Below are 14,657 nucleotides of genomic sequence, written 5' to 3'. Positions count from 1 at the left end.
ACCACGATATACCCTTTTTTCAAAAAGATCTCCGACCGATCCGTCAACCCGCCATGCGTCCGTCCATACTCCGCTACGTTCGTCCCCGCCGGGACGGCGTAAAGCTCAGCCGGTAGGCTATATTCGCCATACCATCGTTGCACTGCGGCATTAACCCGAGCTGGATCAACGCCCGCAGGAATTCCCGTCTTCGGACCGATCAGCGTGCGGACGCCCTCCGGTAACCGCAGCAGGCTAAAGCTGCCGACGGGTGTTTTTTGCATCGACTGCTTCTGGATAAACCGCTGCACGAACTGGCTGCGACCAATCCCGGCTATCTGGTCAAACGTGTAGTCGTGATCGTATTTGTAAAGCGCTGTATCCGTCAACTCTTCCATCGGCACATTCCGCAGACGATCATTCAGAATCACGTAGCGCTGCACCTGATCCAGGGCTGACCCAATCCGAACGTAACTCCTGTTCCCGGTATGGTAATACAGATCGACGGGCTGACGCTTCCCGCTTACGGCGTCGATGAAATCAAACGAGGGGGTAATCACAATTTGATCTAAAGGCCCGAACATATTCCCTTTGGTTTTCAGATCAAACTTGAAGTGGTATCCCGTTTTGATGACCGCGTTTTTGTACAGCGGATGGCTTCCGGGGCGGATCGGCAGCGTATACTGCGGCGTATTACCTCTTGGCGCCCCATCAATTCCGTTGAGCCCAACCCAGTAAACGGCCCCTGTGGGCACCGGACTTCCCGGAGCCGTCCGAAACACACTTTCCCAGTTGTAATCGGCGATATCCGTCACTTTAAGATCGAACACCCGCCCAATCACGTCAACCGGCACCGTGCCATAAGCGATATGATGGGTGAGGTTCAAGTTGGCGTTCGTCTGCTCCGTCGCTCCGGCCGGCGCATTATGCGCGATGGTGCGGAATTCCACGGTATAGAACCCTTCATCCACCCAAACGGGCAGGTAGAAGTCAAATTGCTCCCGAGCCTTGTCGACTTCAATCCAGGTATTTTTCGGATAAAATCTCGCTTTCGCCCCCTCATAGACATCAAACGGGAAGCGAACCTGCTTGCTGCCGATATACTTCAAATAGTCCCGGTTGCCATACCCCAGGTAATTGGCATGCTGGCCGCTGTTTGGCATCGTGACGGTAAACGGCCGGTCCAAAATCACCGCCGAACGCCCCGCCGCCGGCGTCGTCTTCTGATTGTGCGCCTTGTCGTCGGAGACGCCGGGGTACATCACTACAGGTGTATGTACGGTCACACTGTTGATCCCGTAAATAGGATAGCTTTTGTCGGAGCCGCCATTAATGTTGCCGCTCATCAGCCCGTAATAGATCGTGCCAGCGCTAGGTTGGTCCGCCTTATTCGTCTTGCTGGTGGGGATCACATGACCTGGACTGTACAGCACGTTTTCGTTGATCTGCGGCGCTGCTGGGATCTGACCCGGCCGTGCTCCCGATCGGCTCGTTTCAGCGCCATTCATAATGGTGTTTCCGTTGAATATCAGGGTGTCATTCTTCACTTTCACATCTTCTACGGCACTCTCAGCAAAAGAACTCAAATCCTCCCCGCTTGGATCAGGTCTCTCCTCCCCTCCTGACATACTGCCCGGCGGTGCTTCTACCGGATTTTCCGGATCCGGTGGCGTAAACCCATGTGAAAGGTCCGTTGAATATGTCGGTGGCGTGTACCCTGAAGGCCGTATCCGAATGCCATTGCCTTCAAAAGCGTAATTTAGCAATGCGGCCTCGTTAATTTGATACACTTCCAGGTTATCGATCACCCAAAAAGAGTATGGACGTTCAATCGTGTACGATTTCGTCACGGTTTCCGTGTCCGTTTGCGGATCCGGCTCCTTATAGGTTGTGCCATCCGGCCCTTCCACCTCTTTGCCTGGATCCCACGTTAACGTATACTCACGATTAACCGTAATCTCAAAGGTACATTTCCCGGCCATCTCAACGAATTTATTTTTCGATAAGTAGCTTTTGGCAAAGACATTCCCATAAAGGCTTTCGGAAGTCGGAATCCCATCCAACACATTAAATCGCTCAGCCCCCCGACTATCTGCTTTAATAACTGCGCTTACTGCAGGATCATTTAAGGGAACATCAATGACATTGCCGCTTGGGGCTGGTTGAGTGCATTGGCCGCCAGGGGGAGGGTCTGTAGGATTCGGCGTGCCTCCCCCACCGGTTCCTACGGTTATTGTGGCTGATCCGTATAACCAGTAAGGTCCTTTTTTCCATTGGGCTGTGATTTTCGCCGTACCGGCAGATTTTGCTGTTACTTTCCCTCTTGAATCAACTGTTGCTACAGCCTGATTATCGGAAGACCAAGTTGTCTCAGAAGCCAATGTCACATCGTACCAGTTATCGATCCAATTCGTCATATTATACTCCTGTGTGGATACCTCGGCCTTCATGTCCTTCGTCTGCCCCACCTGCAATGTGGCATTTTCCAATACCCGCATCCTTTTCTTCTCCAGTACATATCCCTTGTAATTTACAAACATAGGAATATAGTACTCCGCCATAAACTTATCTGCCCCATCCGCTCGGGTTGCGTATTTATATTTATCAGAATAATCTAATGGGTATCCTGTAGAAACTTTAATTGTAGCGGTCGTACTTCCAGCGTGAAATACAGGTTTAGAGCCGATGGGCTCATAACTATTTGATTCTCTCCATTCCATATCTTCAATTTCCAAATCCTTTATGTACGTTTTCGAAAATGTATTTTTTAAGCTATCCTCCATTAAATCAGGAGCGTATGCTCCCATGTTCAACTCGAAATCCGTACGTTTCTTTAAAGGTACCGCAGATTGACCACTACTATGAGTTCCAGTCTCAACTCGTGTTCCATTATCAAAAGTAGCAGTCCAAATGTCAGTATCAGTTTGTACCCAAACAATTTTGGGTCTAGCCACGTCACTTCCCTTCACTAACACTTTTATCTGCTGCATTTGTGCAGGTCCATTGGGAGTTATTTCAATGTTATCCGAAGGATAACCATTTAAGAATGCTGCTTTTGATCGATTAGGAAATGTGGAGAGTATAAGTAAAAATATAAGTAAAATGGCTAAGCACCTCTTCAATATTCAGCCACTCCTATTATTTATTACTCAGAGACGCATACGAACCATCATCTGTTTTTATACTATCTCTTAATTCACGAGATGAATCTAAAAAAACCTCAACCCATAATGTAATCCCATTAGGGTTGTTATGCTCTTTAAAAAATTTTTTTGACTCGATATGAGGTAAAGTTTGATACCCGTATTTATCCATAATACTTTGATTAAGAATTCTACTCCCAGCGACAATGCCGTCTCGAACACCGTTCATGTAGTGTCCTACGCTAAAATCCTGAGCTTTCGGGTAAATTGTAATATGAATGAATGCTCGATATACCCCAGGTTCGTCAAGCCTACTATTATAATCCGATTCATCTACAAACAAAGGAGCATAAATGCTGTCGATATTCTTGAAGTCTTCCGTATCAACAACGATATAATGATGCAGCTTCAGACTACCTGCATTATTCCGAAACGTGAGCGTTTTTTCCACAACATCATTTAACGAAGTATTGCCTGTTGTGAAGGGGCTGATCGTCTCCAGATTCGTACGTTCCGTGCCCACTTGTCTCAGTTCCTTCAGTCCTAGAAAACTCCCCGCTTCTCTATTACTTACCTGCTCGTAATTTTGCAGAATGATGGCTGTCTCCGCGCGAGTCGCTTTCTTATCCAACCCAAAGGAGCCGTCCGGATACCCGCTCATCAGCTTTGTCCCTAACGCGACGGCAACGTACGAAGATTTCGACTGTGGAATCCCCGGTTTAAAATATTCTCTCACCGGGATTACCGTTGTCTTGGTGTCCTCCAACGCTTGCTTAAAGTCATCATTGTTGGCTGCCAGTCCCGACGTCATCCACTTGGCCATTTCAAAGCGGGTGATCGGCGTATTCGGCTGAAACCCGTTCGGATAGTCGCTCGGCTGAATAAAACCAAGGGATACCGCACGTTCGACCTCCGCTTCACTCCAGTGTCCCGATAAATCCGAAAACGAATGCCCCGTCACCTCTGACTCCTCAGCTTTAGCTACCCGCGCCAATAAGGCCGCAAATTCAGCTCGAGTTACTGTTCCATTCGGCTTGAAGTTTCCATCTGCATAGCCTTTGAAATATCCCTTGGCCACGGCTGAATCAATCGCCACTTTAGCCCAGTGCCCCTGCTTAACGTCTGGGAACCCGCCAGCAGCATGAAGGTGAGGCTCACCCGGTATCAAGCTGATCACCAACAATCCAACCAGCCACACCATCAGCATCTTTTTCACTTTCATCACTCCCACGCCTAATTTTTTAGATTTCATGCAAAGGAAAAATATGTATCTTCACTTATTCGCTACCATTCGCTGTATACCTCCTTTGTTCTTGCTTTTCTGATAAAATCATCCATTTGTTGCAAATAAAAAACACACCTCGCCATCTAAAAGATGTCAAGGTGTGCTTCACCTGGCCTTATTATAATCCAGATCCTGTAAAATGAAAAGACACCTTACTCCTTTATCAAGAATAAAGTGCCTTGGCTTATTTCACATAATGAAATATGTATCGCTCGCCTTGGCTTAGCTAAACCAGGTCTTAATCATGATCGCATCCGATGCCAAAAAGACCAGCAAGCTGATAATCCCGAAAGCGATCGCGAACAGGTTCTTTTTCGGACGCTCTCTCAACAGGCGGATCACGCCAATAAAAATCACAATCGTAAACAAAATCATAAAAATATCGAACCCGTTAAAATTCGTTGTTTTTGCTGTTTCTTCCGCTGCCTGGAGCAACATCGCGAAACCTCCTCTTGAAATCCACGAAATCACAACTCTTCTTCTATGTTATCTTCCCTCTGGTTCGGATGCAAGAGGAAAGACAAGATTTTGTCAAAGTTTTCGCTGAATTTACGTGTTTGTTGCCGGATTTAAGCTTTATTTTATGCAGGATATCATTGACAAATACATTATCACCAGATCTTTAGTTGTTCATAAGGAAGTTTTATGCCCGAAAGCCCCCTTACTTTATTTACGCTCTCAGGCTTCTATGGTACCATGAAAAATAACCTTATTCATAGTTTTATTGTCGGAATTAATGAACGGGATCCATTGAGGATTCTTTACCCAAACGTAACATAGGGAGGTTATCGCATGGCTTATGAACCGATATGGACCAAAGAGCCGGAGAAATTAAACAAATTCGAGTTCGTCAAATTGGAAAAAGACGGGCTGGACGTCATCCGCACGATTATTGAGGAGTACGCGGTGAAAGGCTACGACTCGATTCCAGCTGACGATATGGATCGTTTCAAATGGGCCGGCGTATATCAGCAAAAACCAAAGGATGGTCACTTCATGATGCGCGTGCGCATCAATACCGGTATTATGACCACGAAGCAAGCACGTGCGCTGGCGGAAATTTCTCGCTTGTACGGCCGCAACCTGGTGGACGTGACGACACGTCAAGCCATTCAATTCCACTGGCTGCGGGTGGAGAACTTGCCGGATATTTTCGAGCGTCTAGATAAGGTTGGTCTGTATTCGTTTGAAGCCTGCGGTGACTGCCCGCGTACCATCGTAGGGAATCCGCTCGCCGGGATCGACAAGGATGAATTAATCGATACGACGGAGATCGTGGAGGAAGTGAACCGATTCTTCCTGCTAAACCGTGACTTCTCCAACCTGCCGAGAAAATATAAAATGTCGATCTCCGCAAACATCTACAATAATGCGCAAGCGGAAATCAACGATTTAGCCTTTACACCAGCGGTCAAGGTGATCGACGGAAAAGAGACCATCGGGTTCCATGTCATGGTAGGCGGCGGTTTATCCGCGAAGCCGCATTTAGCGAAACCGCTGGATATTTTCGTCAGACCGGAGGAAGTGCTGAAGGTTGCGATTGGAGTCACCACGATTTTCCGCGATTACGGCTACCGGGAGAAACGCCACCACGCTCGCCTGAAATTCCTCGTCGCCGACTGGGGACCGGAGAAATTTAAAGAGAAGCTGATCGAGCTGGTTGGTGAGCTGGAGTCGCGCGGGGAAGATAAAACCGTCGGCTGGCAAGCCGCCTATTTCGACGGGGTGCACCCGCAGAAACAGGAAGGCCTCAATTATATCGGCCTTAATGTACCGGTTGGCCGGTTAAACGCCGATGAACTGGAGCAACTGGCCGATGTAGCTGACCAATACGGCGAAGGCAAAATCCGCACCACAATGTCGCAAAATATTTTGATCAGCGGCATTCCGGACGACAAGGTGGAAGAAGCGCTCAAAGCGCCAGTTCTTCAGCGGTTAACTCCGTTTCCGAAGCATTTTATGAGCCGGACCGTTTCCTGCACAGGCAATGAATTTTGCAACTTGGCCATCGTTGAAACGAAACGCCGTGCCGCTGAAGTTGCAGAATACCTGGACCAGCATGTCGAACTGGACGAGAAGGTTCGCATCCACTTTATCGGTTGCCCAAATGCCTGCGGCCATAAGCATATTGCCGATATCGGCTTGCAGGGCTCTCTGATCAAGACGCCGGAAGGTATGGTGGATGCATTTGATATTGCCGTAGGCGGTACATTAGGCGGTGGAGCAAACGGGCCGCATGCCCAGTTTAACCAAGCGCTTAAAGGCCGCGTCAAAGGCGACCAAGTGGCATATGTTCTCGAGCAGTTGCTATTATTCTATAAAACGAATCGCAATGCGTCCGAATCCTTCCATGATTTCGTTCGGCGCGTCGGAGTTCCGGCATTCCAAGAACAGCTGAACCAAATTTTAGCTGCGGGAATCGCCTCTTAAGTAGAGATGCTTGAGCATCTTCACTCGACATCTATTGAACTAGACTGGTACCCTATGGGGGCCGGTCTAGTTCTTTCTTTTGGCCCTTTTTGCACGATTATCCCTTTCGTTCAGAGTGTGGATCAAGCGAGACTGGGAGTGCCGTGTGAAAAGGGCATGCCTTACTTTCTGTATCTCATTTCCACGATCTGATGCAACGGGATAATCCTCAAAAAGAGGGGGCCAAGAGGGGATCGGACAGCTATATCGATCAAGCCAAAAAAGGAGCAACCTCTAAATAGAGACTGCCCCGATTTCTTCTAAACGACTTCCCGATCTTTCTCTTCGACTTGGTTTAGTTCCGCGGTGCGTTTCGTATCCCGCTTGAGAATCGGCGCCAGATATCGTCCGGTATAGGATTTGTCTACCTTCACGATGTCCTCCGGCGTGCCGGTAGCGATCACCGTTCCTCCCCCGCTGCCGCCTTCCGGCCCTAGATCGATCAAGTAGTCGGCCGTCTTGATCACGTCCAGATTGTGCTCAATCACAAGCACCGTCTCGCCGGAGTCAACTAGGCGATGAAGCACCTTGAGCAATCGGTCGATATCGTCGACATGCAAGCCGGTTGTAGGCTCATCGAGAATATAAATCGTTTTGCCGGTGCTGCGGCGATACAATTCCGAAGCCAGCTTCACACGTTGGGCTTCCCCACCAGACAACGTCGTTGCCGGCTGCCCTAAGGTCACATAACCTAAACCAACGTCCATCAGCGTTTGCAGCTTGCGGTGAATTTTCGGGATGTTCTGGAAGAACTCCGTAGCATTCTCGATCGTCATCTCCAGCACATCGGCAATGCTCTTGTTTTTATATTTGACTTCCAGCGTCTCCCGGTTGTACCGTTTGCCTTTGCAGACTTCGCAAGGAACGTATACGTCCGGCAGGAAGTGCATTTCAATTTTGATGATCCCGTCGCCTTTGCAGGCTTCGCAGCGACCGCCCTTGATGTTGAAGCTGAAGCGGCCTTTCTTATAGCCGCGTACCTTCGCCTCGTTCGTCTGCGAGAATAGGTCGCGAATATCGTCAAACACTCCGGTGTACGTTGCCGGATTGGATCGCGGCGTACGCCCAATCGGAGATTGGTCAATATCAACGACTTTCTCCACGTGCTCGAGGCCTTTGATTTCCTTGTATTGGCCTGGACGCACTCTCGCCCGGTTCAAGTCGCGAGCCAACGTTTTATACAAAATCTCGTTGACCAGGGTCGACTTACCGGAGCCGGATACCCCGGTCACCGCCGTAAACACACCGATTGGGAATTTCACGTTGATGTTCTTCAGGTTGTTTTCCTTCGCCCCTTTGATCTCCACCCAGCGACCATCCGGCTTCCGCCGAGACAAAGGTACCGGGATAAACTTCTTGCCGCTCAAATATTGACCCGTTAGGGAACGCGGATCGTTCATGATTTCCTGAGGTGTCCCTTGCGAGATCACTTGCCCCCCGTGAATCCCTGCCCCCGGCCCGATATCGATGATATGGTCCGCGGCTAGCATCGTATCCTCGTCATGCTCAACGACGATCAATGTATTGCCGAGATCGCGCATGTGGGTTAACGCCGAGATCAGCTTATCGTTATCCCGTTGATGCAGCCCGATACTAGGCTCGTCCAGGATGTACAGGACGCCCATCAGGCTAGAGCCGATTTGCGTCGCCAGCCGGATGCGTTGCGCTTCGCCGCCGGACAAGGTTCCAGCTGCACGACTAAGCGTCAAATAGTCCAAGCCGACGTTCACCAAGAACCCAAGCCGGTTATTGATCTCTTTCAGGATCAGGTGGGCAATGGATTTTTCCTTATCCGTCAGCTCCAGATTCCCAAAGAACTCCCTTGCTTCGCCGATCGACAAAGACGTCACATGGGCGATGTTCTGACCGTTCACCGTTACGGCCAGAACCTCTTTCTTCAAACGGTGGCCATGACAGGTACCACAGGGCTTGGAGCCCATAAACTCTTCGATGAACTCACGAATGCCCTCCGAAGCCGTTTCCCGGTAGCGCCGCTCCAGGTTAGGGATAATCCCTTCAAACGTCACATAGGCTTCTCGACTCATGCCAAAATCGTTCTCATAGCGGAACCGAACCTTAACATCACCTGTGCCATACAGCAACTTGTCCATCTGGTCCGCTGTCAGCTCGGAAACCGGTACATTTTGCGGGATATTAAAGTGCTCACAAACCGATCTCAAAAACTGCGGATAGTAGTTGGAGGTGCCGCCAGCCCAAGCCTCAAATGCACCCTCCTCAATCGATTTGGAAGGATCCGAGATGAGCAGGTCCTTATCGATGATCATTTTCACACCAAGTCCGCCGCACTCTGGGCAAGCCCCGTACGGACTGTTAAACGAGAACATCCGCGGCGACAGCTCTTCGATACTGAACCCACAGATCGGGCAAGCATAGTTCGAGCTAAAGCGAAGCTCCTCTTGGCCAATAATATCAACGAGAATTTGCCCGCCGGACATTTTGAGCGCCGTTTCGATAGAATCAGCCAGCCGGCTGCGCGCATCTTCCTTCACCACGATCCGGTCGACGATGACCTCGATGGTGTGCTTCTTGTTCTTCTCCAGTTCAATATTCTCCGACAAATCGCGTTGCTCTCCATCCACCCGAACCCGGACGAAGCCTTGCTTGGCGATTTCGCTGAGCAGGCTTTTGTGCTCGCCCTTTTTGCCGGAAATGACAGGAGCTAAGATCTGCAATCTCGTTCGCTCCGGATATTGCATGATGCGGTCAACCATCTGCTCAACGGTCTGCGACGTAATTTCAATGCCATGCTCCGGGCAGTGCGGATGACCGATCCGGGCGTACAACAGACGAAGATAGTCATAGATTTCCGTAACGGTCCCTACCGTTGAACGCGGGTTGCGGCTTGTCGTCTTCTGGTCGATGGAGATGGCTGGGGACAATCCTTCGATCGAATCCACATCCGGCTTATCCATTTGCCCCAAAAACTGCCGGGCATACGCAGACAACGACTCCACGTAACGGCGTTGCCCTTCGGCATAAATCGTATCGAAGGCAAGCGATGATTTGCCGGAGCCGCTCAACCCCGTAAGCACGACAAACTTGTCGCGCGGTATCGTGACATCTATGTTTTTCAGATTGTGCGCTCTGGCGCCTTTGATGACTATATTCTCGCGACCCAACAACTTCATCTCCCTTTTTTATATGATGTTTAAAAATCGGCTTCTCATCACGATGCTATTCACAGGAGTATCTTCGACGTCGAATCTTGAATTCAGTCAGTCGCTCCGTTGCTCACGTAGCCCTAACTACGCTCCGCTACTCACTCCCTCCTTCATCCAACCTTCTCGGTGCTGAAAACCCGATTTTTAAACTTGATTTAACTTTCACTTCTCTAAAACCGGCTTCCCATCACGATGCTATTCACATAGGGTTGGTTTGCCGACGCTCCACTCCCAGGGCGCCCGGATTCTAACGGAACGTAGCGACGTTATTCGTTGATTTCCTGGATATTTCCCGTCCTAACGGAACCCAGAGACCTTATTCACCAGCTATAACGACGTTTAGTGCATTATCAAGCCAAATAGCGTCTCCTCGTTCCGTTAGAACGAGAAACCTTGCTCTCTAGAGCAAATAAGGTCTCTCCGTTCCGTTACAGCAACTTACAACCTAAGAGCCCCGTATCAGCCGCCCCAAGCCAAGGGCCATAGGTCAGCGCTCTTGTTTGGCTACCCTATGGCTGGCTCATATTTGCTAAACGGGGCAGCAGCTCGCCTACGCTTATGCCTCTGCCCGCAGCTCCAGGATCGCGTCGCGCAGCTCGGCAGCGCGTTCGAATTGCAGGTTCTTGGCCGCTTCTTTCATCTCGGCCTCGAGACGAGCGATCATCGCTTCGCGATCGCGCTTGGACATCTTGCCCTTGGCATCGGCCAGGTAATCCGCTTTGCTCTCCGCGACCTTGGTCGCCTCGATCACGTCGCGGACCTTCTTGCGGATCGTCTGCGGCGTGATGCCGTGCTTCTCGTTGTACGCGATCTGGATTTTGCGCCGCCGCTCGGTTTCCTTGATGGCTTTATCCATCGACTCGGTGATCGTATCGGCGTACATCAGCACGCGGCCGTCCGCGTTCCGCGCAGCCCGCCCAATCGTCTGAATCAGCGATCGCTCCGAGCGGAGGAACCCTTCTTTGTCGGCATCCAAAATCGCCACCAGCGAAACTTCCGGCAAATCCAGCCCTTCCCGCAGCAGGTTGATCCCGATCAGGACATGGAACGTCCCCAATCGCAGGTCGCGCAAAATACTCATCCGCTCCAGCGTTTTGATATCGGAGTGAAGATACCTTACCTTGATTCCGACTTCCTTGAGGTAATCGGTCAAGTCCTCGGCCATCTTCTTGGTTAACGTCGTCACCAGTACGCGTTCGTCTTTGGCAATGCGATCGCGGATTTCTCCGATCAGATCGTCGATCTGCCCCTTCGTTGGCCGCACCTCGATGACCGGATCCAGCAGACCTGTCGGACGGATAATCTGTTCGACCATCGTGTCGCAGTGCTCCAATTCGTAAGGCCCCGGCGTCGCCGAGACGTAAATCAGCTGCGTCGCCTTCTCCTCGAACTCCTCGAACCGCAGCGGACGGTTATCCAGCGCCGACGGCAGGCGGAAGCCGTGTTCTACCAGCACATTCTTACGCGCCTGGTCTCCATTGTACATCGCCCGGATCTGCGGCAGTGTGACGTGAGACTCGTCGATGACGATCAGCATATCGTCCGGAAAATAATCCAGCAACGTATACGGCGTCGCCCCCCGCTCACGGAAGGTTAACGGTCCGGAGTAGTTCTCGATGCCGGAGCAGAAGCCGACCTCCCTCATCATTTCGATGTCGTACCGTGTCCGCTGCTCCAGGCGCTGCGCCTCCAGCAGCTTGCCTTGCGCGCGGAATTCCGCCAGCCGCTCTTCCAGCTCGCGTTCAATGTTCTGGAGGGCGATCTTCATCGTTTCTTCCTGGGTCACAAAGTGAGACGCCGGGAAAATCGCCACATGCTCCCGTTCGCCAACCAACTCGCCGGTCAGCACGTCAATCTCTGTAATCCGCTCGATCTCATCGCCAAAAAACTCCACGCGAATCGCCTTCTCCCCATGCGAAGCCGGGAAGATCTCGAGCACATCGCCGCGCACCCGAAACGTACCGCGTACAAAATTGATATCGTTCCGTTGGTATTGGATATCCACCAGCCGGCTTAAAATCTGATTGCGCGGTTTCTCCATCCCTACCCGCAGAGACAGCACCAAATTGCGGTACTCCATCGGCGAACCGAGACCGTAAATGCACGACACACTCGCCACAATGATGACATCCCGCCGCTCGAACAGCGCGCTAGTCGCCGAGTGCCGCAGTTTATCGATTTCTTCATTAATGCTGGAATCTTTCTCGATGTAGGTGTCGGAGGAAGGAATGTAGGCTTCCGGCTGGTAGTAGTCGTAGTAACTGACGAAGTAATCAACAGAGTTTTTGGGGAAAAATTCACGAAATTCGCTGGCCAGCTGCGCTGCCAACGTCTTGTTGTGCGCAATGACGAGGGTGGGGCGTCCGAGCTTCGCTATCGTATTCGCGATTGTAAACGTTTTACCCGTCCCCGTGGCCCCGAGCAGAGTTTGGTGCTTTTTCCCGGCCAGCACGCCTTCCACCAATTGACGCACCGCCTCCGGCTGGTCGCCTTGCAGCGTATATTCGGAGATCAGCTCGAATTTATTGTCGCTAACCACGATTTCACTCATTGTCCAACATCACCCTATCGTCTAAAATGGAATACTAGAGGCATCATTTGACATTATTTTTATCTATGACATGAGTTGGTTACTCAAGAAGTTTGTTTCTACATATAAACTAGGATCGTCATCCTTCCGATGAATAAACCAAGCTTAACCCCTGAGCCTTTCCTAAATTTATCAAAATAGGAATAGGTGTTCCCATGTATTATACCTTTTTCATCCTATAGATGCAAACGGTAAGTCGAAGATAGGAGTTGTTCATATTTCATGGATATTGCAACGTTGATAGGCATCATTGTTGGTCTCGCCGCCCTTGTTGGCGGATTTACGCTCGAAGGCGGTCAATTAGGCGGTCTGTTGCAGGTTACAGCCGCTTTAATTGTGTTCGGCGGCACCTTTGCAGCCGTGTTGATCAGCTTCCCGGTCGCCAAGCTGCGAACGGTTCCGAAGGCGCTGGCACTCGCGTTTATGACCAAATCCCCGGCGCAGGACGGCGTGATCGAGGATATCGTGGAGATGTCTTCCACTTCCCGGCGCGAAGGCGTCTTGGCTTTGGAGAAGAAGGCGGCGGAGCATCGGGATCCTTTTTTGCGCGAGGGTATTCAACTGGTGGTGGACGGAACGGATCGGGCGATGGTGCGGCAAATCATGGAGCTGGAAATCGATGCGGTATCAAAAAAATATGACGGCTACGCCAAAATCTTCGAATCGGCTGGCGGATACGCCCCAACGATGGGGATCATCGGTACGGTGATGGGACTCATCCACGTCCTTGGCAGCTTGTCCGAACCGACGGCATTGGGCCCTTCGATTGCACTTGCTTTTACGGCGACGTTGTACGGGGTGGCCAGCGCCAACCTGATCTTTCTTCCGATCGCCTCCAAAATCAAAGCGCGCGGCGATGACGAAATCGACCGGATGGAGATGATGCTGGAGGGGATTTTGTCGATCCAAAACGGCGACCATCCTCTGCTTGTGCGGCGGAAGCTGGAGTCTTTTACCGCGGAAACCGCGCGTCTTCTGCCGGATGACGGTCCGGCGGAAAAACCCGCCAGCTTCGGAAGCGGCGCTCGCATTCAAGCCTCCGAGGAGAATGAACTATGAGACCGTCCAGCAAATCGGGGAAAATGAACGAGCCGGACGTTTCGACGCGTGAATCCCGCCGGCGTGCACGCCGCTCGGAACGAAACGATGCGAAGGACCGCTGGATGATCACCTATGCGGATTTGATTACGCTGTTGTTGATTTTTTTCGTGATGATGTATGCCATGAGCCGGTTAGACGTGGAAAAATATGAAGTTGTGACCTCCTCCCTCCAGCAAACGTTTAAAGGCGGCGATTCCATTCTGGAGTTAGGCAGCGGGATTACAGGCACCGCAGACCGGTACAGTCACAAAAATCCGCCAGCCTCGGCAGATAGCGGCAGCAAGCAAGGCGAAGGACAAGGCACGACAGGACAAGCGGATAGCAGCGGACAGGCTCCGTTGACCGAACGGGAGCTTGCTTTTCGCAAGCAGGAGGAAGAGCTCGCCAACTTGATGAAGCTCATTGAGAGTTACATCAAGGACAATTCGCTGGAGGATCAAATCCACGTGGCTGACTTGCCTCAGGGCATTTCGATCACGTTAAGCGACCGGTTTCTGTTCGACACCGGCAAGGCCGACCTCAAAAGCGGCTCCGCCAAAACGCTCGCCAAGCTAGCCAGCTTGTTTCGGCAGCTCGACACCGTGATCAGTATTGAGGGCCATACCGACAACCTGCCGATTGTGTACGCGTCGGAGTTCAAAGACAACTGGGAGCTGTCGGGGGCAAGGGCACTTTCGGTGTTGCGGTTTTTCGTCGACAAGGAGAAGCTGGATCCGCAGCAATTCCAATACGCCGGCTACGCCGACACCCGCCCCGCCGCCGACAACGACACCCCCGAAGGCCGCCAGAAGAACCGCCGGGTGGAAATCACGGTGTTGCGGCAGTTGCAGCAGTAGGGGGGATGTGGAATGGGACTACGTTTGTTTGAGCGTCCGCAATGATGCTGGCGCTCTTTTCCCTTATCCCGC

The 14,657-nt window shown here is 51.2% G+C and carries 8 protein-coding genes; 3 read left to right on the top strand and 5 right to left on the bottom strand.

What is annotated here, in order from left to right; genetic code table 11:
- The 3 genes from POTG_RS24365 to POTG_RS13550 all read right to left on the bottom strand — a co-directional run.
- The coding region (locus tag POTG_RS24365) for a DUF5704 domain-containing protein (RefSeq protein ID WP_198136205.1) at positions 1-2,477 on the bottom strand (2,477 nt) is incomplete at its 3' end.
- 640 nt (positions 2,478-3,117) lie between these two features.
- The gene (locus tag POTG_RS13555) at positions 3,118-4,329 is read right to left on the bottom strand and encodes an S-layer homology domain-containing protein (RefSeq protein ID WP_232282302.1); all 1,212 of its coding nucleotides are present in this window, start codon (positions 4,327-4,329) and stop codon (positions 3,118-3,120) included.
- A gap of 300 nt (positions 4,330-4,629) precedes the next feature.
- Positions 4,630-4,845: a DUF2759 family protein gene (locus POTG_RS13550; RefSeq protein WP_016314089.1), complete on the bottom strand. Its 216-nt coding sequence runs from the start codon at positions 4,843-4,845 to the stop codon at positions 4,630-4,632.
- Positions 4,846-5,199: 354 nt separating this feature from the next.
- Here POTG_RS13550 and POTG_RS13545 point away from each other — a divergent pair, with 354 nt between their 5' ends.
- Entirely contained in the window at positions 5,200-6,837 is a 1,638-nt protein-coding gene (locus POTG_RS13545) for a nitrite/sulfite reductase (RefSeq protein ID WP_009225398.1), read from the top strand.
- 299 nt (positions 6,838-7,136) lie between these two features.
- On the opposite strand, the gene uvrA is transcribed toward POTG_RS13545, so the two are convergent.
- Together uvrA and uvrB are read right to left on the bottom strand one after the other, a co-directional pair.
- Entirely contained in the window at positions 7,137-10,025 is a 2,889-nt protein-coding gene (gene uvrA, locus POTG_RS13540) for an excinuclease ABC subunit UvrA (RefSeq protein WP_036645356.1), read from the bottom strand.
- A 589-nt stretch (positions 10,026-10,614) separates the two neighbouring features.
- Positions 10,615-12,609: an excinuclease ABC subunit UvrB gene (gene uvrB, locus POTG_RS13535; RefSeq protein ID WP_009225396.1), complete on the bottom strand. Its 1,995-nt coding sequence runs from the start codon at positions 12,607-12,609 to the stop codon at positions 10,615-10,617.
- A gap of 261 nt (positions 12,610-12,870) precedes the next feature.
- On the opposite strand from uvrB, the gene POTG_RS13530 reads away from it, so the two are divergent.
- Both POTG_RS13530 and POTG_RS13525 read left to right on the top strand, forming a co-directional pair.
- Entirely contained in the window at positions 12,871-13,707 is an 837-nt protein-coding gene (locus POTG_RS13530) for a flagellar motor protein (protein ID WP_009225395.1), read from the top strand.
- Positions 13,704-14,585, top strand: coding sequence for an OmpA/MotB family protein (locus POTG_RS13525; protein WP_009225394.1), 882 nt, complete (start codon positions 13,704-13,706; stop codon positions 14,583-14,585). Before POTG_RS13530 ends, POTG_RS13525 begins: the two co-directional genes overlap by 4 nt.
- Positions 14,586-14,657: the final 72 nt, after the last annotated feature.

It is taken from the genome of Paenibacillus sp. oral taxon 786 str. D14, from assembly GCF_000159955.1.
GTDB classification, from domain to species: Bacteria; Bacillota; Bacilli; order Paenibacillales; family Paenibacillaceae; genus Fontibacillus; species Fontibacillus phoenicis.
Note: the sequence above shows the minus strand (reverse complement) of the source record. Positions and strands in the feature narration are given on the sequence as shown.